The organism is Cobetia sp. PDI-12MA (genome assembly GCF_059507695.1).
Genome location: NZ_CM183351.1, coordinates 2582400 through 2607186 on the forward strand (window position 1 = coordinate 2582400; position 24787 = coordinate 2607186).

The following is a 24787-nucleotide window of genomic DNA, read 5'->3' on the forward strand; positions in this document are numbered from 1 at the left end:
GTCGCGACGCGACCTGCCATGCGGGAGTGGGACATGACCTCAATCCTCGATGTCATCGATGACCGAGACGAAGGCCCCGGTGCTGGTCACGGATGGCAGCAGCTGGCTCAGCACACGGTTCCAGCGGCTGACCGGCGCGGCGGTCACGTAGACCACATCACGCGGTTGCAGCGGGAAGCGCGCGCCCAGCATCAGCGAGGTCGCATCCGAGATATCGAGAATGAAGACCGTGGCCAGCTTGTCGGACTCCGGCGAATTTTCACGCACCACGAAGATGCCTGACGGATTGGCGCGATCCTCATCGACCCCACCGGCTCGCGACAGCGCATCGGTGAGGCTCAGACGTTCATTGCCCACCGGCATGTTGCCGGGCTTGAGCACCTGACCGAGCACGAAGACATTCTGGTCTTCCGCCACCGGCACATTGATCACGTCACCGTCCTTGAGCAGACGGTTCTGACGCATGTCGCCCTGCTGCAGCAGCTGATAGAGACTCAGGTGCTCCTGCTGGCCGTCGCGCGTCAGCGTGATGTCGTGGGTGTTGGCCAGTGCGGTGACTCCGCCGCTGGCACTGATGGCATCGATCAGGGTCAGCGGAACATCCGTGACCGGCACGAAGCCGGGTTCGGTCACGGCGCCACTCAGATAGACGCGCTTGGAGCGGAATTGCGCCACCGAGACATTGACCTGCGGCTCGGTAATGTAACGGGACAGCCCCGCGACCAGCGCGGCGCGCACCTCATCCACCGTCATGTCGCGAATGTTGATACGCCCGACATAGGGGTAGAACAGCGTGCCATCCGGCTGGACGATGTAGGTCAGTGCCTCGACCGTCTGACGCTGCACACCGCTTTCCTGCGCCAGGTCCAGCGGCGTGCTCAAGTTGATGGCCAGAATGTCGCCGCCGCCCACGCGGTAGACGTACTGCTTGATGTCATCGACCAGCTCTGGCGGCGCGGGAGCGGTCTGGGCGGGGCGTGCGCGATAGTTGGAGATCAGCCCGGGGGTGATCGGCGTGACTTCCACCTGGTCGGTCAGCGGCGCGACCTCGGCTTCATAATCCATATGCCCACCGGGTGCGAAGGCACACCCGCTCATCGCCAATACCACGGCGGCAAATGAGAACGCCCGGAGCGTCGTTCTGACCGGTATATCCATATCCTGTCTCTTCCCCTGTGATCCTGACCGCTACCGCCAGGCGCTGTTTCGGCACGCTACCGCCCCGAGGAACTGGCGTTCTCCCCTGCTGCCGATAGCGGCGCCCTGTTGGCGTACATGTCATCTGTCATGGAGTGGTCACGCCTGCCCTTCGATACCCCTGCGATATCCGCGGACACACGTCAGGCATGTGTCCATGACACATGCCCATGACCGAACTCCGAAATGGAACGTTTATTAGTATTTTAGTAATTCACTACCAGTCATCTAACACACGAGACATATTGCATTGATCGACTTTCTCATCAATCAAGACAACATGACTCATTTGATTAACCGATACTTATAAGATTGATCGCGCCAACATCACTGATTACTTCTTTCTTGCACTTTTATTGACATTTCTTCTCAAGCGACTCGTTGCTTGAACCTGTCAGGAGCGACTGTCGACGGAAGGTTCGTGCAGCCCCTTCACGCAGGCGAGATCTGTCGATCTCGTTGGCGAGTCAGCTGGCACGGCAGCGTCAGAACGGGATGAGAATTCATGCCCGCATGCATTCCATGGAGAGGTGCGATGATTGAAGTGCAACGCTCGATCGCCCGGATGCGCCTGCGCCATCTGCCCGACCTGGCAGGTAACGCGCGACCTCGAATGAGACGATCGCCCAATGCCCTTGAGGCAAGGGACACGCCGCTGGCGCGCATGGCACCTGCGGCTTCGCCAATCACGCCCAGCACATCAAATCCATTCAATACAATAAGTTACTGACATTCTCTGCCTGAGCTGACGCACTATCCTGTACGTCTTGTGGCAAGCTCGGGTCTGACTGACCACTCGGCGGCAATGACCCCGACTCCAGACTCACTCCCGGGTCTCGATGCCTTCTCATGAGGCATTTCGCCGTACCCGAAGTCGCACACTGGAGCGATGCCTCTACCCGCCTGACCGCCCATCTGCGAAGCCCGGCCTGCTCTTGTAGCACCCTTGTGTCGCTCGACTCTTGCGCATGGGCGCATGCTGTCTGCCTCCCTTGGCCATGTCCGAAGACCTCGACAGATCTGCACATGACGCACGTCGCAACGAAGAGCACCTGGCGCTTTACCGACGACATTTGATTCGCCAATAAGCGACATTACTGTCCCCTCTTCAACAGGGCTGATAATAAATCAATTGACTTCAACAGCAAGGATTTGTCAGGTCGTCGAGACGATTGTACTGGCGGTGGTAACTTTAAGCTGCTTCCCCTAATCCTCATCATTGGCAGTCAGGTACCTGACAGACGACAGATTACCCTTAGCTCATCTAATGCATATTGCGAAATCAAACTACGTTAATTCAGCAACAACTCATCATCTGACTCATCTTTGCAGAATGAGAAATCCCAACCGCACTTTGCACAAGCCCCACATACGCTGCGCAGATTCCTGGATATGCCCCGCAAACGTTTAGCAGATACTGCGCAGATGCCTCGACCACGCCTGGACACGCCCCAAGGACAAAAAGGCCAGGGAGTGTCAGCGACACCCCCTGGCCTTTCCAACAGCGATCATGAGCGACGCAACGTGGTCGGCTTTCCTGAACATGCCTTTCCGTCACTTCGGTGTCCGCTGTGGACACTCAGGGCGTCATCTCCAGCCCCGAGGTGTCCTGCGCCGGTTGGTGACTGCCATACAGCGCCAGATGCCCACTCAGCGCGGTATCGATGTGATAACTGGCCCCGTAACGGCGCGCGTTGCGGGCGAAGGCACGCCGCAATTCAGCGTCCCCCACCAGTCGTCCCAACGCCTCGGCGTAGCGCTCAGGCGTGTGCTGGTCGACCACCAGGCCGTTGCCGACCCGATGCACCACCTCGGCACAGCCGCCGACATCGGTGACCAGTACCGGCAGGCCACTGAGCGTCGCCTCCAGCAGCGAGATCGGCAGGCCTTCCCAGGCAGATGACATGACGAAAGCATCGGCGCTGGCCAGGAGTCCCGCCACATCCGGGATATTGCCCAGCAAGCTGACCTCATCAGTGAGCCCGAGCGCCTCGATCTGCGCCATCAGCTGTGCCTTGTGCGGCCCCTCACCGGCAATCCTGAGCGTGAACGCCAGGCCCTGCGCCTTGAGTCTGGCGCAGCTTTCCAGCATCAGGGGGTATTGCTTGGCATCGGTCAGACGTCCGATCGCTACCAGCTGCACCGGGGCCTGCTGATTCGCCTCGCGCCAGCCACTGGCCTTGAGACGCGCCCCGGAGACGGCGTTGTCGATCTGCACCACCGGACGCGCCGCAATCGGCGCCAGCTTGTCGGTGCAGGCGCGACAGATACCGACGTAGGCCGTCACGCGACGATCAAACAGCCGGAACATCCAGGCCGGCGCGCCCAGCTCGATGCTGTGCACCGTCATCATCACCGGCAACTGACGCGGCAATCCAAAGGCGAACATCAGCGCGTAATACAGGTGGCAGTGCACCACGTCCGGCGCGAAGCGCGTCACTTCCCTGCGCAGCCTCGTCGCGCCTCGCCACGGGCGGCGGCGTGTCTCGATACCCAGAAACGAGTAGCTGACATTGCCAGCACTCAGCTGGCTCAGAAAGCGATGCTCGTATTCGAGGTCACGGCCACATTCCGCGGCGGTTTCAAGAAAGGTGATATGCACACTGTGGCCAGCGGCCACCATCGCCAGACTCAGGTCCTTGACGTAGACCTCGGCGCCGCCAGAGGCGGGAGTCGAGATGACATGCATGATTCTCACGGCGATAGCCTCCTGCTGTCGTTCATGAAAAAAGTGAGGGCGGCTGCCCTCACTTGTCTGTCCACTAGCTGTCTTGCCTACCACCGTCATCCAGGCGGTCGCCATGCTGATCAGATCACCTTCAACAGCGCCGGGGCTTCCAGTCCCTCAAGCATCGTGCGCCAGCTGGCCTCGACGGTATTGCGCGAGAAGCGCTCCAGGCCGTAATCCACATTGGCGCGCAACCTGTCGAGCACCGCCTCATCCCCCAGCACTTCGTCAAGCTGTCGGGTCATGGCCTCCACGTCGCCCTGCGCGACCAGATAGCCATTGACGCCATGCTTGATGATCTCGCCCGGCCCGGCCGGACACGCGAAGCTGACACAGGGCACACCACAGCTCAGCGCCTCGACCAGCACCAGACCAAAGCCCTCGAAGCGCGACGAGAGCACGAACAGGTCCGCCGCGGCGTATTCGCGCCGGATGTCCCGGCATTGGCCCGGCATCTGCAGCTGATGGGTGATCTTCAGGCGCTCGGCCTGCGCCGCCAAAGCGTCACGCTGTGCGCCCTCGCCGACGATGCGCAAGACCCAGCCATCGCGGGTCGCCTCCGGCAACGCCGCCCAGGCCTCAAGCAGCAGATCGAAGCCCTTCTGCGGCTCGAGGCGGCCGACGGCCACCGCCACCTTGGGCGACTTGCCACCGCGTGACTCCGCCACTTGCTCAGCACAGCCGCCACGATTCTGAAGCGCTTGACGCTCGACGACGACATGCTCAAGCGGGTTGAGATTGGGCACCACACTGAGGCGCTCGCGCGCGGCCGGATGTAGACGCTCCCAGTACTGGCGATCTTCATGCGACAGCACCACGATGCGATCGGCACGATGCGCCGCCAGCCGCCGCGCCGTATCACGGCGGGCAACGCCGAGATCCGAGGTGGCGTTGAAGTGTTCCCAGCACAGGTAGCGCGTGCGGCGACAGAGCAGCGTCGGCAGCAGGAAGGGCAAAAAGCCGATGCTCTCGACCACCACCACTACATCCGGGCGCTTGCGCAGCACCACCCACAAAAGACGCAGGAACAGCCACAGGCCGCGCACGGCCCCAAGGTGTGAGCGCTCGGGATAGAGTGATTCGTGCACGATGTCGTCATGCAGCGGATAGGGGCTCTCCGCCGGGCCATATTCGCTGAGAATCTCGACCTGATAATCGCCACTGGCGGCCAGCATGTTGGCGGTATCGGCACAGGCACGCTCGGTGCCACCGGTACGTGACTGAGCACCGGTATAGAACAGGACATGCTTGCGAGTACTCATGAGGCGTATTGACTCCGACGAACAAGTTGCCGGGACAATGCCGGGCTCACTGCATAGCTCATCAACAGCGCCTGCTCCTTCAGCGAGAGCTGGCGCAGAGATGACCAGGACGCTTGTCGCACCTGGTCGAGCACAACCTTGCGCACCCGCGAATCATCCGCCGTCTTGTTGATCGCCTGGCGCATTATGAAGCTGACGCCGACGAACCGCAGGCCGCGGATTTCCAGCAGGGCCATGCCGTGCTTCGCGGCGAAATGCTCACGATAATGCTCCGCGAAGACCCGCCAGCTGCGGTGGAACTTGTCCAGCTCCTGGTTGCTGAACGGCTTGCGCGTCAGAGAGCCGTCATTGCGCTTGTCGAAGTAATACAGCACCTCGGGCAGATACAGTACGCGCTCTGCGCGTCCGAACAGATCCAGGTTGTAGAGACCATCCTGCGACACGGGCAGATCAGGAAAGCTCAGCGAACAGGCCAGATCGGCGCGGATCGCCTTGCCCCAAGGGGATGAAACGATGGTGTCATGCATGAAGTCACGGAAGGCCCGGTCCAGCGGGCGCTCCTCGGCCTGCTGGCAGAATGCCAGGCTGTCGTGATCGCCCTTGGGGCCCTGCAGGCAGTAGCGGAAGACCACCGCCTCGGGCGAGTCGAACGCCTCGATGCGCGCCTGCAGAATATCCAGCGCGCCGGGCGCGAAATGATCATCGGCGTCACAGAACAGCACATAGCGGCCGCTGACCAGGCTCAGACCATGATTGCGCGTGCCACCCGGCCCCATGTTGCGGGAGTTGCGGCGCAGGACCAGCCGCCCGTGGATGTCAGGCGCCTCTCCGGTTGGCGTGGGTACTGAGGATTGCTGCTCGATTTGCTGCTGCGCCTGGCGCTCAGCCCACAGGAATCCATCATCCGTCGAGCAATCATCAATGATGATGTGTTCATAGGATGCCTGGTTGTCACGCAAGCTGTTGATACAGCGCGCAAGACCATCCCCTGAATCATGATTTGGCGTCACGATGGAAAAGTAAGGCGACTTCCCTGTATAGCGTTCCATGCCCTGCCTTCTTTATTGTTCACTGTCATTGACCAGCACAGCCGACCAGCGCCCCTAAGCAGGGCACACACTGCACTGAAGAGTGGGTCAGTTCTCGCGACTGACTTGTATTCGCAATTTCCTGGATTCCAGTGCTCGAGTCCCGATCATCCGACAGGAGTTGATCCTGCACTGAAGATGAACAGGTAAGCGACGTAACCGTGAGGGGTGATCTCTCAAGGGATGACCACTCTGAAGAAAGGAAGTGGCAGTAAGTGGCAGCAAATGGCGACACTTCCTGCCCCACCGTTGACCACAGACTAATAATCCCCCCCAGCCCAAACAAGCTGCGCTGTCGTCAAAAGCCGAAATCATGAGCGTTTATGCGTCAATCCTCCGGTAACTCATGCCAGATACTGAGAATCAGTGACTACTGAAATACGCCCCGCCAACTGAGCCAATTGAGCCAGCACGACCAAGACCGTCATGCCCGCGGCCTTATGTGACGCACATCAACGTGAGCGCTTTGCGCGAGTGTCATACTGCCAGAGCGCGATGCAGGCTATGATGGCAGGCATTGGTCGGCCTCCCCGCACGCGTACGGCGCCCCGCTCTCAAGCTCTCTTGCCTGCCAGCGCCAGGCGTCATGCATGACGGAGCCAGCGCCGTCCTGCCCTTTCTGTTCTATCCCCTTGCCCACGGAGACCTCATGGAGCCTTGGCAACTTGTCGCCATCATGATGAGCCTGGCACTCGCCAGCTATATCCAGACCCTGACCGGTTTCGCCTTCGGATTGATCGTGATGGGCCTGCTGGCGACCCTCGATGTGCTGCCCATCGAGAGCGCCGCGTTGCTGTGTACCCTGCTGGGCCTGTTCAACAACGGGATGGCAATGCGCGGGCACTGGCGAGAGATCAATCCACGTCTGGCACGCCGCCTGCTAGTCACCAGCCTGCCAATGTTGCCGGTGGGCTATTTCCTGGCAGTCTGGCTGGGCAGCGAAAGAGCCCCTCTGTTGGGCATGTTGCTGGGCATCGTCATCCTGATCGCCTGTCTCGCCCTGCTGGCTCAACCGGGCCCACGTGCCACGACATCGCCACGCTGGCACTTTCATACCGCGGGTGTGCTGTCAGGCCTGATGGGGGGATTGTTCGCGGCCAATGGCCCGCCTCTGGTGGTCGTGCTCTATCGTCAGCCGATGACCCTGATCGCCATACGCTGCACGCTGTTCGGTGTCTTCATCGTCACCGGCATCGTGCGCATGGGCCTCAGCATCGCGGCCCCGGGGCGTATCGGCGACACCCTGCCCCAACTGCTGCTCGTGGGTCTGTCGGGCGCCCTCGTCGTGATGCTCTTCACCGAGCTGGCGCGTCGCTTCCCGCCGCCCTTGAGTGACAATCGTCTGCGCCAGGTCGCCTATGCCATTCTGCTGGTCTCGGGCATCAATCTGATCATCAAGGGCGTGATCTGATGCATCGCAACCCGTCAGCACACGACACGCCAGATTCAGCGGGGATGAAGGCTTCATCGGGCTGGCCCCCGGCACACTGGAAGAGCTGAGCGAAGCAGGTAGAAAGCGGCGTCTGGCAATCGAGGCCGGGGATGTCAACGCAGGAGGCTCGCACTGGGTCACACTCTCAAGCGGTGATCGCTTCTGCTTGGCAAGCCCTCGTCCGGCTCCTGACGCAGAGACGCCGTGCAGGAAAACACCGGCGCCATGGTGGCGGCGACTACTGACACGCTGGCTGCCGTAACAAGCAACCGACACAAAAAGGGACCGCCAACAGGCGGTCCCTTTTCTTTACATGCCACGTCATCTCATGGAGTGATTCCCCAGACGATCATTCCACCGTGACACTCTTGGCGAGGTTGCGAGGCTGGTCGACGTCAGTGCCCTTGAGCACGGCCACGTGGTAAGAGAGCAGCTGCAGCGGCACCGCGTAGACGATCGGTGCGAGGAAGCGGCAGACGCCCGGCACGGTGACGACGTGAACGCCTTCGCCAGCCTTTAGGCTGACTTCCGGATCAGCGAACACGAACAGCTGGCCGCCACGCGCACGAACTTCCTGCAGGTTGGACTTAAGCTTCTCCATCAGGTCATCCATCGGTGCCACTGCCACCACCGGCATATCTTCGTCGATCAATGCCAGCGGGCCGTGCTTGAGCTCACCTGCCGCGTAGGCTTCGGCATGAATGTAGGAGATTTCCTTGAGCTTGAGCGCCCCTTCCATGGCGATGGGATACTGGCTGCCACGCCCGAGGAACAGGGTGTGGTGACGATGCATGAACTTCTCGGCCAGCTGCGCGATCTCCCCATCCAGCGCCAGGGATTGCTCGATCACGTGCGGCAGGTCCTTGAGGCGCATCAGCAGCTGACGGCTCAGCAGATCATCCGTCTGACCATCGCCCTTGGCCTGACGCAGCGCCAGGGTGGTCAACATCAAGGCCACCAGCTGGGTGGTGAAGGCCTTGGTGGAGGCGACCCCGATTTCCGGCCCGGCGTGAGTCAGCAATGACAGGTCGGATTCACGCACCAGCGAGCTGCCCGCCACGTTGCAGATGGCAAGGCTTGCCAGATAGTGACCGGCCTGCGGGCCTTCACGGTTGAGCTTCTGGATGTCGCGCAGCGCCGCCAGCGTATCGGCGGTCTCGCCGGACTGGGACAGAGTCAGGAAGAGCGTCCCCGGTGCCGCGACGCGCTCGCGATAACGGAATTCCGAGGCCACCTCGACTTGCGCCGGAATGCCCGCAACCTCCTCCAGCCAGTAACGCGCCACCATGCCGGCGTTATAGCTGGTGCCACAGGCGATGATCTGTACCTGGCGCACATCGGCGAACAGCTGTGTCAGGCGCGCCACATCCACGCCCTGCTTGCCGCCCTCGTTGCCAGCGCTGGCGGCGAGGAAGGAATGACGCGAGACATCGAAGGCCTCCAGACGCACGCCCTGCGGGTCCAGTCGCTCCGCCAGCGTGCGCGACAGTACACGCGGCTGCTCCATGATCTCCTTCATCATGAAGTGGCGATATTCACCTTTGCCGGCAGCTTCGACGCTGTGTTCGTAACGCACCACTTCACGCGTGACCGGTGTCAGCTCATCGCGGTCGCCGGTACGTTCCAGCACCTGGATACCCGCCGGCGTGATGGCGACCATGTCGCCTTCATCGAGATAGATGAAGCGATCGGTCACCGGCAGCAGCGCCAGCGGATCGGAGGCGATGAAGTGCTCATCGATCCCCACGCCGACCACCAGCGGGCTGCCCTGACGGGCGCCGACCAGCAGTTCGGGGTTGCGCTGCTCCATCACCGCCAGCGCGAAGGCGCCATCGAGACGCGCGGTAACCGCATTGACGGCTTCCGGCAGTGCCAGACCGCTGCACAGTTCGCGATCGACCAGGTGCGCGACCACCTCGGTGTCGGTCTCGGAAGTGAAGACATAACCGGCGCCTTCCAGCTCGCCGCGCAGCGCTTCGTGGTTCTCGATGATGCCGTTATGCACGACAGCGACCCGCTCACTGGAGAGATGCGGGTGCGCATTGTGCTGGGCAGGACGCCCGTGGGTCGCCCAGCGGGTGTGCGCCACGCCGATGGCGCCGGACAACGGCGCCTCACGCAGCTCGTCTTCCAGCGCACGCACCTTGCCCACGGCACGCGCACGACGCAGTTCACCGGCAGGGTCGATGACCGCCACGCCGGCGGAGTCATACCCGCGGTATTCGAGGCGATGCAGCCCCTCGATCAGAATCTTGCTGATATCACGCTGAGCCAGACCGGCAACGATGCCACACATGAGAAATTCCTCTACTGCGTGCCACCCTCATGAAGGAGGATGGCACGACTGAATGGATGTCTTTCAGGGAGTGCGTACGCAGATCAGGTACGCGTGCTGAATCTTTCAGCGACGTTCAATGCCTGCTTGAGCCTTGATGGCTGAGCATTGATGCTTGAGCACTGACGTTTGAGCAATGACGCCTGGGCTGTGATGGCAGGCCGCAAGCTCAAGCTTGATTCAGCAGCAGGGTGTCACCGCGACCGACCGCGTAGTACATCAGGCCAGCGGCCTTCATGGCGGCGGGCTCGAACAGGTTGCGGCCATCGACCACCACCGGGAAGCCGAGCTGGGACTTCAGCCACTCGCCATCCAGGGTGCGGAATTCCTTCCACTCGGTGCACACCACCAGCGTATCGGCACCCTTGACCGCCTGCTGACGGTCCGCGACCAGCACCAGGTCGTCGCGCTCGCCGTAGATGCGGCGGCATTCCTTCATGGCTTCCGGGTCATAGGCCTGCACGGTGGCGCCAGCGGCCCACAGCGCTTCCATCAGCGTGCGGCTCGGCGCGTCGCGCATGTCATCGGTGTTGGGCTTGAAGGCCAGCCCCCAGACGGCGATGGTCTTGCCCTTGAGGTCGCCATCGAAGGCCCGCGACAGCTTGTCGAACAGCGTGACCTTCTGGCGCTTGTTGACCGACTCGACCGCGGTCAGCAGCTCGGCGTCATAGCCGATCTGGCTGGCAGTACGTGCCAGCGCCTGGACATCCTTCGGGAAGCAGGAGCCACCATAGCCACAACCGGGATAGATGAAGTGGTAGCCGATACGCGGGTCACTGCCGATGCCGCGACGCACTTCCTCGATGTCCGCGCCCAGGCGCTCGGCCAGGTTGGAGATCTCGTTCATGAAGCTGATCTTGGTGGCCAGCATGGCGTTGGCGGCGTACTTGGTCAGCTCGGCGGCGCGCACATCCATGAACATCAGCTTTTCATGGTTGCGGTTGTAGGGGGCGTAGCATTCGCGCATGCGCTCTCGCACCGCTTCGGAATCGGTACCGACCACGATACGCGCGCCACGCGTGAAGTCGTCCAGCGCCGCGCCTTCCTTGAGGAATTCCGGGTTGGAGCAGACATCGAAATCGACGCTTGCACCACGGTCCTTGAGTACGTCCTTGACCCGCGCCTTGACGCGGTCCGCCGTGCCCACCGGCACGGTGGACTTGTCGATGATGACCTTGTAGTCATTCATGTGCTCGCCGATGGTGGTGGCGACGGACAGCACGTACTTGAGGTCGGCGCTGCCGTCTTCATCCGGCGGCGTGCCCACGGCGATGAACTGCAGCACGCCATGCTCGACGGCTTCACGCGCATCGATGGTGAAGTTCAGGCGACCGGCTTCCACGTTGCGCAGCAACATGCCTTCCAGGCCCGGCTCATAGATGGGAATCTCGCCCTGCTTGAGACCCTCGATCTTGGCGGAGTCTACATCCATGCACACTACGTCGTGGCCGACGTCGGCCAGGCAGGTACCCGTGACCAGACCGACATAACCGCTTCCAAAAATCGTGATCTTCATTGATGTCATCCTTGCTGGCCTTGTCGCCAGATCGTGTCGTGATACTCAAAGTGAAACGAGGCAATGGCGGCTGAATCCTGTGCACATCTGACGGCCTTCCAGCGGCAATCGAGGCGGATTCCAGGGCATTACGCCGTAAAGTCCTTGTCCCTCGAGACTCCCTTGAGACTGCCTAGGATCTCTCTCAAGAGATATCTTCTAAGGCGGAATTTCCCGCCTTCATTGGCCGAAAAAGAAACGCCGACAATGTCCTGTGCATGAGGATTCATCCCCATTGAACCGCGATGTTTCGTGACAGCGGCGCGAGGTTACCCAACCCACGGGCCAGGAGGCTCGCAGGTGATTTCAGGTAGACTGCTGCAGGTAGCTCGCAGGGAAAAGACGCGCCGCTTGAGTCAGTGACGGGCAATCATCGCTGCCCGTAGTGTGGCTCTTTTATAAAGCAACTTCGTGAAAAGTCATCCTGTCTGGCGCAATATGATCCAAAACATGACCCTATATAACTTGTGACTTATCTTTCTGATTCTGCCTGTCGCAACTTCCCTGATATGCCGCTTGATCAATTGACTACCCGGGCGGCAATGGCCACCTCATGGGGGGCCATTCCTTCGCGCTAGAGCCGTCATCAAATCAGAGCCAACAGCCAATGAGAGCCATCAGCGAAAGTAATGCTTCGCGAAGGTCGCCAGGTGACCATGCTTCATGGCGACCGGCGCCTTGCGCAGGAAAAAGGCCAATGACAAGGGCGAGAAACGACTGCCGGTGGCGCGGGCAAACATGCGCCCCTTGGTGCGCGCCTTGGCTGGCGTGCTGTAGAAGTCGCTGCCGGAGGTGACCCCCGCATGGGCGACGATGCCCAGATTGGCACGCATCAGACGCGCGCCCTGACGACGCGCATCGCTCAGTACGATGAACTCCTCGCCGGAGGGCTGATCGGTGCCCAGGCCGAACTGCTCATCGAAGCGCGCATGGAACTGGCAGAGATCCAGCGCCATGTCGACCGAGCGCACGCGCGCCAGTGACATCAGGCTGTGGGTCTTGAAGGACACCGGCGGCGCGGGCCGATCCGGGTCCCGCTCATGCAGCGGGAAGGCCTTGACGTGGGGGAAGCTGATCGCGGCCGCTTCGGTGCAGGTGAAGGCTTCCATCACCAGCGCGACGGCCTGGGGATGCAGCTCGATGTCGTCATCCAGCACATAGGCGTAGCGCGTGGCACAGGCGGCCAGCGCCGTGTTGCGGCTCCTGGACAGTCCCCGCCCATCGATCGCCAGGTACTCGAAACGGCTATCGAAATTGGCCAGCGCGTACTCGCGGTATTGCTCGCGGCTAGCGGAGTCAGACAGCTGATGCACGATCAAAAAGCGCGCCCCGGGCAGCGCATCATGACGCGGCACGTGATAGAGGCCGTCATCCAGCGTCGAGATCAGGAAAGTCAGCTCCGGCACCTGGCGACGCGTACTGCCATCTACCTGGCGTGCTCCGACCAGCACGCGCGGGCGCGAGTCGTGAGTAGGCTGCGCACCAGTATCGGCGTGGCGGGAAGCCGCCGTGGACTCGGTGGAAGATGTCGCGGACGCCGCGACATCCTGTTCAACGATGTTTTGCATAACCGTTCACCGCGTAATGGACAAAATTGCGACTGGCGCTGATCACATCCATCCCCAGCACCTCACGATACAGACGCCACTGATAGGCGGCGGCCTTGAACTTGTTGGACGACACGCTGCTCTCGCGACGCGTGTAGCGCGCCAGCGGTTCCGGCATGCCCTGCGCCGGGCCCAGCTGACCGATGATGATCAGCCACAGCGCCAGGTCCTGACGCTTGCGGATCGTCGGCATGTAGAAACGCCCATAACGACCGGCATCATAGATGGCAGTCAGGCAGCCGATGGAGTTGGAGCGCAGCATGTCATCGCGCGTCAGGCGCTCGGGCGGCGCGAAGTACGAGACATGCTCGCCCTGCTCATCGACCATCTCGTAGCCGGTGTAGGAAAGCCCGGCGCCGGTGTCCTGCATGAAGGCGATCTGACGTTCGATCTTCTCGGGCAGCCAGGCATCGTCGGCGTCCAGAAAGGCGATGTAGCGACCCTTGGCCTCGGCGATGGCACGGTTGCGTGCCCGGCCCGGGCCGCCGTTGGTGTCGGTTTCCAGCACGCGGATCTCGACGCCAGCGGTCTCCAGCGCCGCGAAGTCGTCACGCAGACGACTGGCGGCACCATCCGGCGAGGCATCGTCGCTGATCAGGATCTCGCGTACCGGCTCGCTCTGGGCCAGTACCGAGTCGACGGCAGCGTGCAGGCGGCGGTCATAGCCGTAGTTGGGCATGATGACGGAGACATCAGCCATGGGCCTTCTCCTCAAGCGGCTGTCGCTGAACGCGACGCGAATGTGTGTCTGGGCGCGACTGCGCGGATGAGCCCTGGCGCGTCTGCTCGGTCGTCGCCGCATCGCCGGGCGTCGGCGGCGCGAGACGCGAGATCAGACGCTGATATTGCGGCAACACCGCGTGCGCGCTGTAGCGGTCAAAGCTCTGCCAGGCACCATTCGAGAGGCGCAGCAGAAGCTCATCATCGAACTCGAGACGCGCAAGCTCGTGGGCCAGCTCAGTCATGATGGCGGCGTCCTCGCTGCCATCCGATTCCGCGCTGAGCACCCCGTCGCGGCCATGTTCGATCAGCGCCAGCGGGCCGGAACGCACCGGACGCGACAGGCACGGCAGCCCCTCACGCTTGGCCTCGATCACGTTCATCGGCAGGCATTCGCGCTCCGAGGTCAGCAGCAGCAGGCGTGCACGCCGCAGCTCATGAGAGACATCCCTGAGCGCGCCGGTGAACAGCACCTGCGTGCCGGCAGGCACCGTGCTGTCGTTGGCCCCCTGGAAGGCACGCAGTCCCAGCTCGTTGCACAGCGCCAGCAGACGTTCACGCTCCGGGCCATCACCGACCACCACCAGGCGACCGCGACGGTACCCGGAATTCGCGAAGGCACGAATCGCCAGATCGAGGCGCTTGATCGGCGCCAGACGCCCGACCATCACCACATCGACCTGATGCTCGCAGCCGCTGCGTGCCTCGTCTGCCCGCTGGTCATCCAGATAATTGGGAATCACCGTCGGCGTGAGGCCACGGCGACGCCAGCTTTCGGCATCGACCTCATTGAGCACCTGCAGTGCGTCGAGATGGCGATAGGCCAGCTGCTTGACGATGCGCTTGGCACGGCGGTCATGGTGATAGGCGCTGTGCTCCTGGGCGATGATGCGCGTGCGTGGACGCGGACGCCCCTCGCCATCGACACCACCGGTACCGCGTGCCGCCAGCTGCGCCGCCAGATGGAAGGCGAAATAGCCGCTGATCATCACCTCGATCCGCTCCTCCAGCATCAGGCGACGCAGGTGCGTCACCCAATGGCGGAAGTTCTGGCGCGTGCCGGTGGCCGGCAGTCCCAGGGTGCGATATTCGACACCCTCCATACGTCCCCAGTAGGGCTCGCCTTCGCGCACCGAGACCAGCGTGACCCGGTGGCTGGCGCTCAGGTCCCGCGCCAGACCATGCATCACCTTCTCGACGCCACCACAGGCGCTGATGTCCTGAATCAACAGAGCGACATGTGCCATATCAGGCTCCTCGCACGACAGGCTCGCTGTCGTGAGCGGCAGTCGCGCTGTTGTTGTCGGCAGTTGCGCTGTCGTCACCGGCAGGCGCATCCGCCGCCATGGCAGTGGCCGCCTCGGCAGTGGCTGGTTCGGGTGCCACCGGGGCCGGGAAGGCAGCGTCATTGAGCTTCAATTCACGCTGTCCCCAGACGCCGGCACGCCCCGGGGCACGACGCAGGAAGTCACGCGTGATGTCGGCGGTGATCGCCAGCTTCTCGGCGATGACACGCTCGGCCAGCGCCGGGAAGGCCGTGTCGGCGACCAGCTGTTCGATATCGGCCACGATGCGTGCCGGATCGAAGTTCTCGATGTCCTGCACGCTGTCGCCGAGCCCGAAGTCACGCATGATCCCCGGCGCCTTGGGTCCGCAGTAGGACAGCGCGTAGACCGGCGTGCCGGACATCAGCGCGAAGATGACCGAGTGGAAGCGGGTACCGACCAGGAACCGGGCATCGCGGTAGAGATCGACCAGCGCGTCAGGGCTCGGGTCGCCCTGCACCAGCTCGATGCGCTTGGCGAGGTTTTCACCGCCCGCCGTGGCCAGTGCCTTCTGCAGATGATCGAACACCAGCCGGGAGATGCGCTGGTCATTCTCGATATCGGTCGGGCCCAGCACGTGCGGGACCACCAGCAGGCGCTCGATGCCCAGACGCTCGCGGGATTCCAGCAGTGAGCGCGACAGCACCTCGACACGCTCGGCGAAGGCTTGCTGATCCAGGCCCCACCAGTCGCGCAGGGTGATCACGGCGTACGGCGAGGCCACGCCATTCGGCGCCTTCACCGCGGCATGCTCGTCGCTGGCACGCGGGGCCATGGCGAAGGCCATGTCGGTGCCCAGCAGCGCATGCGGCAGTTTCGGGTCGGCCTTCTGGGTCATGGCGTGGGTGATTTCCTCACGCGAGACCACCAGGCAATCGCTCAGGGTGCGCAGGAAGAAGCGTTCCTGCGCCGGGGTCTTGAACGGGCCGAAGGAGTGACCCAGCAGAAGCACGCGCTTGCCGGCCTTGCGGGCCAGCATCACCGGCGCCAGATAGCCGATCAGCGCCAGCCACGAGGACAGCGTCTTCTTGAAGCTGCCGTTGTGGAAGATATGACCGCCCTTGACGACCACCAGGTCTGCGGCGTCGATGATGTCGTTGCCACTCTTGCCCTGCTTGCCGAACATCATCTTGGCGCCCAGGCCGAGCAGCGAGGTCACGAAGCGCAGCTTGTCACGCATCGGCGGCATCAGCGGCTGGCCGACGGTGACGCGTTCACGGTAGCGGCGACGGATATGACGGAAGGGTCCGCGCTCGGTGGCGAACACCTGATCATCGATGGGCAGGATGTCGATGCGGTGGCCTTCGGCCTTGGCCACACCAGCGCCGGACACATCGCTGCGACCCTGTTCGGCATCGATCAGCTGATCGAGAAAATCGATGGTGCCCATCAGGATGGCGGAGTCGCCCTTGTTGTCGTCATGCCATCCGTGCGTCATGCATATCTTGGCCATGCTGTTCGTCCTTCTGTCCGTAATGTCGCGATTCGGAACGCGCGATGCCTGAGGGCTGTGTCTGAATCCCCGGCATCGCCGTCATGTCATCAACCGGAAGTCACAGATGCTGACCTTCCGATTCCTGCTGCGCGCGTAAAGCCCGGTCAGGCACTCGCCGCAGCGTTGTCTTCGTGTGCCTTGCCACCACGGGACAGTGATGGCTGGAAGAGGATCGCCATCGCCAGCATCACCACTTCGGCGGCGACCGGCACACACAGGAAAAGGCGGTAGAGATCGATGCCCAGCAGGCTGCCGGTGTCGCCGGACGCGTTGCCCAGCGAGTGATTGAGCGCCGCGATCGCAAGCCCCCCGCCGACCACCAGCGTGGCGCCTGTGCTCTGGCACAGCAGGCGCTTGCCGTTGAGGCGCAGCGCGGCCAGCCGCGTGAAGGCGCAGGTGACGAAGGCGTGCACCAGATAGACCAGCGCGAAGGCGCGCAGCGTCAGGGTCAGGCGCGGGTAGGCGCCGCTCAGGAAGTGTTCCGCCAGCCACGGCGCGACCAGCGCCAGCCCCCCCGCCACCGGCAGCGCGAAGCCACTGGCGATGACCAGGTACTCCTTGAGGCGCGCATCGCCATGGGTCAGCTTGGGCAGGTAGTAGCGATACAGGCTGGTGGGGAAGACATAGAGTGCGAACACGATGGAGGTCACCACCGAGACACTGGCCACCTGAGCGGGCGCAAAGGCAAGCCCTGCCAGAATCACCCAGGCCTGCAGGTAGGCGAACGACATCAGGTTGTTGTAGAGAAAGCCGCGACCGCGTGCGAAATCCGCCTTGGATGGCAGGCGGCGCTGGCTCGCGGCGTCGCTATCGACCGCCTGAGCATCTGCCGCTGCATCACGTGACAGCCACATGCCCAGCGCCATCACGATGACCAGCGCGATGGCGCTGACCATCACGAAGGTCGGCACCGGCGCCAGACCGAACATGCCGGCGGGGGTGGTCAGGTCAGCGCCGAACTCGGCGCCGGTCACTAGTGCGACGCCCTGATGGTAGAGCGCCGGGCCCGCGGCGCAGGCGACCGCGATCGCCACCGCCAGCGAGATCAGCACCGTCATCAGGTTGACGCGCCCCAAGCGCTCCTGACGCTGCAGGCGCGAGTTGATCATCTGCAGGCCGACCTGCTCCGCCGCGGCGCGCAGCGCACAGAAGGCGAAGATGAAGGCCGACAGGCCCAGCAGCGGCGCGATGCCGACGGCGAAGCCGATCGCCAGCAAGGCGTAGAGCGAGATGCCGACGCCCATCCAGCGACGCAGTGCCGCGCCGCTGGCACCATCGCGGGTGACCAGCAACACCTCGTTGCCGCCCATGCGCGCCAGTACGCCCAGCAGTACCGCGTAGTTGAGGGCCAGCGCGTATTCACCGAAGGCCTCCGGCGCCACGGCACGCGCCAGCAGCAGGCCTGCGGCTGAGGACAGGCCGCGCGCCATCAGATTGAACAGCGAGAAGATCAGCGCTTCGCTCATGACTGGCCTCCGTTGCCGACGACCAGGGCTTCATCGCTGAGGAAATAGAACTCGTAGTTGTTCAAGAAATCGTGGTCCTGATTGCCGGCCGCCACCTTCAGCGACATGAAGAACAGCGCCATCATCAGCGCACCGCTGATCAGGCTGGGCAACAGCTTGTCGCGGAAATGCTCGATCACGTCACAGATGACGAAGATGGCGAATGGCAGAAAATAATAGCTGGCACGTGCCACATGCTCACCGTAGGTGATGAACAAGGTATAAAGCGCCACGCCGATGAACATCAGGTTGAAGGCCCAGGGGTCCAGTGACAGGCGGAAATGCTTCCACAGCACCAGAGTCCCCAGGCAGATCAACAGGTAGATGACGTAGAGCTTCTCGCCACCGCCGGAAAAATCCTCGAAATAATGCGCATAGAGGCCCAACGCACTGAGAATGCTCTTGGCCAGCGGCCCGGCCACGAAGCACAGTGGCAGCAGCCCCAGGTAGAGCCAGAACGGGTAGGCACGGCGCAACAGCGGATAGATCACCAGCAGGGGCAGATACAGTGCCAGGGTGTAGTGGAAGCTGGTGCCGACGAGCATCAGCACCAGCGCGGGCAGCCGCATGCCGCGCTCCAGGCACGCCATCGCCAGCATGAACAGCGCAATCGCCACGTGCTGCTTCACGAATCCGAAGGCCGACAGATAGATCAGCGGCAGGCAGACGAAGAACAGCAGGCACCAGGCCAGATTGCGACGGCTCATCACCAGTGCCGAGACGAAGCACGACACGTAGAGAATGGCGGTGATGATGAAGAACAGCTGCGGCTCGCCCCAGGCCCGCGCCATGCGTGCCAGGGCAGCAGGTGCGGGCTCGAGAAAGCTCAGGTCGACCTGCCAGGTGGCCATCTGGCGGTACGAGAAATAGTCGTACCCTGCGTCGTAACGCAATGCCATGAACGCCAGACACAGCCCACCGGCCAACCAGGCACCCACCATGCGGGTGCGCTCGTTGGCAGCCAGCGGCAGGATTGCCACCAGCAGGGCCATGAAGCCGACGTAATAGCCACTGACGGTCAGCATGCTCAGCGTGCCCCGAAGCCGGTCAGCATGGTCTTGATGGTACGGCCGACGATCAGCAGGTCGAGCCACACGGAGAAGCGCTTGATGTAGTAGAAGTCGTGCTCGAGCTTCTCGCGGGTCTCGTCGGCGTCAGAGGCATAGCCCTGGGTGACCTGCGCCCAGCCGGTGATGCCCGGACGCACCACGTGACGGTAGTTGTAGAACGGAATCTGTTCGGCGAATTCATTCACGAACTTGACCTGCTCCGGGCGCGGGCCGATCAGGCTCATCTCGCCCTTGAGCACGTTGATGAACTGCGGCAGCTCATCGATGCGGGTCTTGCGGATCACGCGACCGATGCGGGTCACGCGCATGTCATTGGCCTGGGCGAACTGGGCACCGGTCTTCTCGCTGTCGTGGCACATGCTGCGGAACTTGAACATGCGATACGGACGACCGCCCTGGCCGACACGCTCCTGGACGAAGAACACGCCGCCCGGCGAATCGAGGCGGATCAACACGGCGGTCACCAGGCAGATCGGCAGCACGAACGGCGCCACGGCGAGCACGGCCAGCATGTCGAACAGACGCTTGAACAGCTCATATTCGCTGTTGGGAGCCAGCTGGCCGAAGCTGTTCTCACGCACCTGATCAAGCTCGACACGACCAGTCAGCGACTCGCGGACTTCGCTGGCGTCATAGACCGGGATGCGATGCAGCACGCAGTTGGCCAGGAAACGCTGCCATTCTGCCGGCATGTCGGCTTCCAGGTCGGCGACCACACCGTTGTAGCGCTCTTCGCCCAGGTCCGGCGCGCGCATCAGGTTCCAGCGTGCCCCACGGGTGGTGAACAGGCTGCGATAGTCACCGAAGGGCACCACGGCCAGCTTGCGGATGCGGGTGCGCTGCTCGGCCCAGAAGCCGATGGAGCAGATCAGCATCGCCGCCAGCCATGAGCTGCCGAGCACGATGCGGCTGAAGCGCAGATCCAGCGCGATCAACACGCTCATCGCCAGCAGATAGCTGATGGTGATGGCCGGCAGCACGTAGGCGAAGGCCTTGGCGCCGGGGTAGCGCGACATGTGACGAATCGCCTGCAATGCGAGCAGGAAGCCGCCGCTGGCGGCGATGACACTGTGCATGCGCATCTCGCTGACCCACGGGCGCAGGCCATTGATCAGCAGCAGCGGGACACCCACTGCCAGAATCAGACCGACGATGGCCTGACACAGCGAGTTGAACATCAGTCGCTCGTACATGCGGGAGTGGCGCTGACGCCCTTCCAGCCCGGAGCTTGCATGGTTCGTCGTGGTATTCATATGCCGTTACCCCCTTGGCTTGCGTTCGTGTTGTGGTTCCGTTCATCACGCTCGGAGCCGCTGGTGCCGTCGCTCGACGGCGTGCTACCCGATGCTTCACCCGTACCGCCTCGGCTCTCGCCTCGACTGCCGATCCCCACTGCCAACGAGGCACGCAGTCTCAGACATCGGGTTCGCGGGCTCTAATGCAAGTGGCCGCTAACCCTTGGCGCCACCCTGGTACTGATAATCGTGATAGCTGTAGCCGTAGCTGTAGGTCGTGGTGGCCTTGCGCTCGACGGCATTGAGAATCGCGCCATCGACATGCACGCCACTGGAGGCGAAGCGCTCCAGCGCCGCTTCGATTTCCTTGGGCGAGTTATGCATGAAGCGCGTCACCATCACGCTGACACCGCACTGCTTGCCGACGATGGCGGCATCGGTAACCGCCAGGATCGGCGGCGTATCGACGATGACCATGTCGAAGTTCGCGCTGGCCCAGTCGAGGAAATCGCTGAAGCGTGACTGCAGCAGCAGCTCCGACGGGTTGGAGGGCGTGGTACCGCGCGCCACGTAGCACAGGTTGCTAGGCGCACCATTGGCGGCCGCCCCTTCGCCAAGCGCCACGGCAGCGGCCTCGGACATCGCCAGACTCGGATCAGTGATGCCACGCACGATGCTGTCGCGGTCGGCCTTGCCGAGCAGGAAGTCGCTCAGGCCCGGCGCGGCGTCGCTGGGCGAGACGCCCGCCATGCTCTGGTGGACATGGCCACGGCGCATGTCGGCATCGATGACCAGCACCCGATTGCCGGCCTGGGCGCAGACGGCAGCCAGGTTGGCGGACACGAAGCTCTTGCCGATGCCCGGGCTCGGGCCACAGATCATCAGGCGATTGTCGGGGGCCTCCATCATCGCGAAGTGCAGGCTGGTGCGCAGACCGCGCAGACCCTCGATGGAGAGATCCGCCGGGTTGCGGATCGCCAGCAGCCCCGGCGCGACGTTGTCATTGGCCGCTGCGGCGACACCACGACCGGTGAAGCGCTTGAAGCCACGCGCCAGACGACGGTTGAGGCGTGCCTGCTCCTCGGAGAGCGGCAGGGTCGCGTGGACATTGAGCCCCAGGTCGGAAAGCTCCGACGGCGTCTCGATACCGCGATGCAGCATGGAGCGCAGCAGCACGAAGACCACCCCGAGCATGCCGCCCAGCAGGGTCGCGATCACCACGATCATCGCCTTGCGCGGGCTGATCGGATGCGGCTGCGCAACGGCCTCGTCCAGAATGCGGATATTGCCGATGGTACTGGCCTGGGCGATGTTCATTTCCTGGGTCTTGTTGAGCAGCTGCACGTAGATCTGCTGATTGACCTCGACCTCACGCTCCAGACGCAGGATTTCCTGCTGGGTGTCCGGCAGGTCACCGACCTGCTTCTCCAGCTCCTTGCGGGTCTGCTGCAGGTCCGCACGCTTCTTGCGCAGTGCCACGTAGTTGGGGTGACTGGGGTTGAACTTGCCGGACAGCTCCGCTTCTTCCAGCTGGGTCTCGTTGATCTGGTTGTCGATATTGACCAGCTGCTCGAGCACCGACTTGGTCTCGAGATCCAGATTCACGCTATCGCTCTTGCCGCGATAGGCATTGAGACGGTTCTCGGCCACTTCGAGACGCTCACGCACCGTCGGCACCTGCTTCTTGAGAAACTCGAGCGACTTCTCGGCTTCGGCGGACTGACGTTCGATGTTCTGCTGCTGGTAGGTATCGGTGATGCGCTGCAGGGTCTGCTGGGTGCGCAGCGGGTCTTCGCCGACCAGCGCCAGACCCAGCACCCCGGTTTCCTTGCCCATCTCGGCCACCGCGAAGCGCGAACGCAGCGCATTGGTCGCTTCCAGGGTCGACTGATGCATCAGCGTGAATTCAGCACCTCTGGCCGCGTCCAGTGCACTGACCTTGAGCGCCACCTCGCCCAGCGGGCCATCGAAACGTGAGGTGTCGCCGACCACACCGGTGCCCAGCGCATCGCCGTCGTACTGCAATTCGTACTCACCGCCCTCTCCCAGCGACACGAGCGTCAGCGGCACGTCGTCCCAGGCCGCCGGCACTTCGAGGCTTGCCACGTCGATCGACTCGCCGGCCCAGACCATGCTGGACCCGGCAAACCAGCTCGGACGCGTGAATTCGTGGGTACGCAGGAAGGTGCCGATCAGCGGGTACTGATACGGCTTGACCACCAGATCCAGCTGTTCCTTCTTGACCGTCTCGCCCAGCACCAGGCGTGAGGTGATGATCTGGACCTCGGACTCGGACGGCGGCGCCTCGCCACGCAGCAGGCTGGAGACATCACGCAGCGGGTTCATGTTGCCGCCGCCCTCCTCGACCTGCACCAGCGCATCGGCCTTGTAGATCGGCGTGGCCAGCAGCGCGTAGAGCACCGCCAGCACGGTGAAGGTGCCGGTGATCAGCGCCAGCGTCAGACGGCTGTCATACAGCTGGCCCAGCATGCGGCCGAGATCGAGACTGGTGCGCGCGGGCACGCTTGACGACTCGCTGGCCGAGGCCTGACGCGTGGTGTGGGAATTGCGGTTCGACATCGTTGGGTCACTCTCCTGGTGTCCTGCTCGGCCACGGCGGTGCCGGGCAGGGACGCCTTGACGACCCCTCGCCTTACTGGCCGAGGGTATCGAGGTTGTCCTGGATTTCGGTGCTGTAGTAGATGGAGCTCACCGTCGGCAGCAGCTGGGTAATCACACGGTTCCAGCGCGAGACCGGTGCAGCGGTGACATAGACGACGTCCTGCGGCTTGAGGCCGAAGTCCGCCCCCAGAATCAGCGCCGTGGAATTGCGTGCATCCAGCTGATAGACGGTGGCCAGCTTCTCGGGGTCTTCACGATCACGACGGATGACGAAGATGCCCGATGCATCGGCGGAGTTTTCCTTGATGCCGCCGGCACGCGCGATGGCATCGGTCAGCGAGATAGGGCTTCTGCCCAGCGGCAGGCTGATGGACTTGTCCACCTCGCCCATCACGAACACCTTCTGGGTACCGACGTCCGGCACGTAGAGGGTGTCGCCATCCTTGAGCAGGCGATCATCGCCCGCCTCGTCATTGGCATTGCGCTCGGCCAGCAGCTCATAAAGGGAGATGGTGGTCTCTTCGCCATTGCGCTTGAGCACCACGTTGTGCCAATCGGCGTCTTCGGACAGACCGCCCGCCGCCGCGATGGCGTCCAGCAGGCTCAACGGCACATCGCTGATCGGTTGCACGCCGGGCGACTGGACCTCGCCAGTGACCCGCACCTTCTGACTGCGGAAGGCGGCGACCTTGACGTCGATCTGCGGCGCATTGAGGTAGGGCTGCAGCTTCTCGCCGAGATCTCGGCGAATCTGGTCCAGCGTCATGCCACTGACCTTGACGCGGCCGACATAGGGATAGAACAGCGTGCCATCGGCATGCACGACGTTGCCGGCTTCCTGCGCACTGCGCTCGGAACCCGTCGGCAAGGTCAGCTCGGGATGGTCATAGACGATGATGGTCAGGATGTCGCCGGGGCCGACACGGTACTGATAGTCCGGTGCCAGACTGGCGCGCGTGCTGCTGTTGAGCTCCTGGGTCAGCGCCTTTTCAAGCTCACGACGCTGCCTGTCATCGCCACTGGACTGGCGCGATTCGGCGTCTGCGCGCGCCTGGGCCTTGATCAGGCCAAAGGTGATCGGTTCCACATCGACGATGTCGTCCACCGGCGCAGCGCTGGTGTCGTAGTCGATGTTGCCACCGGGGGCGAAGACGCACCCGGCGAGCCCGGTGAGGGCGCCGATGCTCAAGCTGGCGCCCAGAAGTCGTGCTATCAGTGCATTTTTCATCTGAAGTCCGTTGAGTCGACAGGCCCGATGACCCGGCACCCCAGTGCCATGATCATCGCGCCTTCCCCCGCCGCACATGGCCGCCGGGATGGATTCGATAACGTCTTCAGTTCCTGCTGCGTCATGCGTGTCGCCGGCCTTGCCTGGCTGTCACGCGGCTGCCGAGGGTTGGCCCTCGTGCATTGGGTACCGGACCCTGGCGGTCTCGGCGTCTTGCGACTGGCGACTGGCTGCTGCGACCTCATTCACGCTGCGCCAGTGTGATCCGCAACGCTTACAGCGATATTTCCGCCATATGAATCATGCACATGGCTTGTCATGTCCCGCCGTCACCCCCAGTCAGAATGTAGGCACATGGTTCAAGATTTACGAAGCAAGACCCT

At 62.9% G+C, this 24787-nt stretch carries 16 protein-coding genes; 1 reads left to right on the plus strand and 15 read right to left on the minus strand.

Annotated features, from left to right (window positions below):
* Positions 1 to 39: 39 nt before the first annotated feature.
* The 4 genes from AC5WNI_RS11030 to AC5WNI_RS11045 form a co-directional block, all read right to left on the minus strand.
* A complete protein-coding gene (locus AC5WNI_RS11030; protein ID WP_285461536.1) occupies positions 40 to 1158 on the minus strand; it encodes a polysaccharide export protein in 1119 nt (372 codons plus the stop codon).
* A gap of 1618 nt (positions 1159 to 2776) precedes the next feature.
* Entirely contained in the window at positions 2777 to 3886 is a 1110-nt protein-coding gene (locus AC5WNI_RS11035; protein ID WP_285461582.1) for a glycosyltransferase family 4 protein, read from the minus strand.
* A gap of 119 nt (positions 3887 to 4005) precedes the next feature.
* Complete coding sequence (locus AC5WNI_RS11040; protein ID WP_175089488.1) at positions 4006 to 5187, minus strand: glycosyltransferase family 4 protein; 1182 nt, start codon at positions 5185 to 5187, stop codon at positions 4006 to 4008.
* Positions 5184 to 6236: a glycosyltransferase family 2 protein gene (locus AC5WNI_RS11045; RefSeq protein ID WP_175089486.1), complete on the minus strand. Its 1053-nt coding sequence runs from the start codon at positions 6234 to 6236 to the stop codon at positions 5184 to 5186. The genes AC5WNI_RS11040 and AC5WNI_RS11045 overlap by 4 nt, the downstream gene beginning before the upstream one ends.
* Positions 6237 to 6924: 688 nt before the next feature.
* Between AC5WNI_RS11045 and AC5WNI_RS11050 the strand changes: the two genes are divergently transcribed.
* Positions 6925 to 7686, plus strand: a complete 762-nt coding sequence (locus tag AC5WNI_RS11050) for a sulfite exporter TauE/SafE family protein (RefSeq protein WP_175089484.1) — start codon at positions 6925 to 6927, stop codon at positions 7684 to 7686.
* Between the two features lie 370 nt (positions 7687 to 8056).
* Here the strand turns inward: AC5WNI_RS11050 and glmS are convergent, their stop codons facing one another.
* The 11 genes from glmS to AC5WNI_RS11105 form a co-directional block, all read right to left on the minus strand.
* A complete protein-coding gene (gene glmS, locus AC5WNI_RS11055; protein WP_368449427.1) occupies positions 8057 to 10003 on the minus strand; it encodes a glutamine--fructose-6-phosphate transaminase (isomerizing) in 1947 nt (648 codons plus the stop codon).
* Positions 10004 to 10211: 208 nt separating this feature from the next.
* Entirely contained in the window at positions 10212 to 11558 is a 1347-nt protein-coding gene (locus AC5WNI_RS11060) for a UDP-glucose dehydrogenase family protein (RefSeq protein ID WP_368449429.1), read from the minus strand.
* 656 nt (positions 11559 to 12214) lie between these two features.
* Positions 12215 to 13165, minus strand: a complete 951-nt coding sequence (locus AC5WNI_RS11065) for a glycosyltransferase family A protein (protein ID WP_368449431.1) — start codon at positions 13163 to 13165, stop codon at positions 12215 to 12217.
* Positions 13149 to 13904: a glycosyltransferase family 2 protein gene (locus AC5WNI_RS11070; protein WP_175089476.1), complete on the minus strand. Its 756-nt coding sequence runs from the start codon at positions 13902 to 13904 to the stop codon at positions 13149 to 13151. Before AC5WNI_RS11070 ends, AC5WNI_RS11065 begins: the two co-directional genes overlap by 17 nt.
* Complete coding sequence (locus tag AC5WNI_RS11075; protein ID WP_495928459.1) at positions 13897 to 15171, minus strand: glycosyltransferase; 1275 nt, start codon at positions 15169 to 15171, stop codon at positions 13897 to 13899. Before AC5WNI_RS11075 ends, AC5WNI_RS11070 begins: the two co-directional genes overlap by 8 nt.
* Position 15172: 1 nt before the next feature.
* Positions 15173 to 16702 (minus strand): polysaccharide pyruvyl transferase family protein, encoded by a 1530-nt coding sequence (locus AC5WNI_RS11080; protein WP_368449435.1) that lies wholly within the window; start codon positions 16700 to 16702, stop codon positions 15173 to 15175.
* A gap of 146 nt (positions 16703 to 16848) precedes the next feature.
* Entirely contained in the window at positions 16849 to 18210 is a 1362-nt protein-coding gene (locus AC5WNI_RS11085) for an MATE family efflux transporter (RefSeq protein ID WP_368449437.1), read from the minus strand.
* Complete coding sequence (locus AC5WNI_RS11090; protein WP_285461530.1) at positions 18207 to 19274, minus strand: EpsG family protein; 1068 nt, start codon at positions 19272 to 19274, stop codon at positions 18207 to 18209. The genes AC5WNI_RS11085 and AC5WNI_RS11090 overlap by 4 nt, the downstream gene beginning before the upstream one ends.
* 2 nt (positions 19275 to 19276) lie before the next feature.
* Positions 19277 to 20572 (minus strand): sugar transferase, encoded by a 1296-nt coding sequence (locus AC5WNI_RS11095; RefSeq protein ID WP_052384635.1) that lies wholly within the window; start codon positions 20570 to 20572, stop codon positions 19277 to 19279.
* Between the two features lie 198 nt (positions 20573 to 20770).
* Positions 20771 to 23134, minus strand: a complete 2364-nt coding sequence (locus AC5WNI_RS11100) for a GNVR domain-containing protein (protein WP_495928460.1) — start codon at positions 23132 to 23134, stop codon at positions 20771 to 20773.
* A gap of 73 nt (positions 23135 to 23207) precedes the next feature.
* Entirely contained in the window at positions 23208 to 24404 is a 1197-nt protein-coding gene (locus AC5WNI_RS11105) for a polysaccharide export protein (protein ID WP_175089466.1), read from the minus strand.
* Positions 24405 to 24787: the final 383 nt, after the last annotated feature.

Excerpts from the sequence above, each read along its gene's own strand:
- AC5WNI_RS11100 (WP_495928460.1), bottom strand. The coding sequence starts at position 23,134 with ATGTCGAACCGCAATTCCCACACCACGCGTCAGGCCTCGGCCAGCGAG.
- glmS (WP_368449427.1), bottom strand. The coding sequence starts at position 10,003 with ATGTGTGGCATCGTTGCCGGTCTGGCTCAGCGTGATATCAGCAAGATT.
- AC5WNI_RS11080 (WP_368449435.1), bottom strand. The coding sequence starts at position 16,702 with ATGGCCAAGATATGCATGACGCACGGATGGCATGACGACAACAAGGGC.
- AC5WNI_RS11045 (WP_175089486.1), bottom strand. The coding sequence starts at position 6,236 with ATGGAACGCTATACAGGGAAGTCGCCTTACTTTTCCATCGTGACGCCA.
- AC5WNI_RS11060 (WP_368449429.1), bottom strand. The coding sequence starts at position 11,558 with ATGAAGATCACGATTTTTGGAAGCGGTTATGTCGGTCTGGTCACGGGT.
- AC5WNI_RS11035 (WP_285461582.1), bottom strand. The coding sequence starts at position 3,886 with ATGCATGTCATCTCGACTCCCGCCTCTGGCGGCGCCGAGGTCTACGTC.
- AC5WNI_RS11085 (WP_368449437.1), bottom strand. The coding sequence starts at position 18,210 with ATGAGCGAAGCGCTGATCTTCTCGCTGTTCAATCTGATGGCGCGCGGC.
- AC5WNI_RS11095 (WP_052384635.1), bottom strand. The coding sequence starts at position 20,572 with ATGAATACCACGACGAACCATGCAAGCTCCGGGCTGGAAGGGCGTCAG.
- AC5WNI_RS11070 (WP_175089476.1), bottom strand. The coding sequence starts at position 13,904 with ATGGCTGATGTCTCCGTCATCATGCCCAACTACGGCTATGACCGCCGC.
- AC5WNI_RS11065 (WP_368449431.1), bottom strand. The coding sequence starts at position 13,165 with ATGCAAAACATCGTTGAACAGGATGTCGCGGCGTCCGCGACATCTTCC.
- AC5WNI_RS11050 (WP_175089484.1), top strand. The coding sequence starts at position 6,925 with ATGGAGCCTTGGCAACTTGTCGCCATCATGATGAGCCTGGCACTCGCC.
- AC5WNI_RS11105 (WP_175089466.1), bottom strand. The coding sequence starts at position 24,404 with ATGAAAAATGCACTGATAGCACGACTTCTGGGCGCCAGCTTGAGCATC.
- AC5WNI_RS11075 (WP_495928459.1), bottom strand. The coding sequence starts at position 15,171 with ATGGCACATGTCGCTCTGTTGATTCAGGACATCAGCGCCTGTGGTGGC.
- AC5WNI_RS11030 (WP_285461536.1), bottom strand. The coding sequence starts at position 1,158 with ATGGATATACCGGTCAGAACGACGCTCCGGGCGTTCTCATTTGCCGCC.
- AC5WNI_RS11090 (WP_285461530.1), bottom strand. The coding sequence starts at position 19,274 with ATGCTGACCGTCAGTGGCTATTACGTCGGCTTCATGGCCCTGCTGGTG.
- AC5WNI_RS11040 (WP_175089488.1), bottom strand. The coding sequence starts at position 5,187 with ATGAGTACTCGCAAGCATGTCCTGTTCTATACCGGTGCTCAGTCACGT.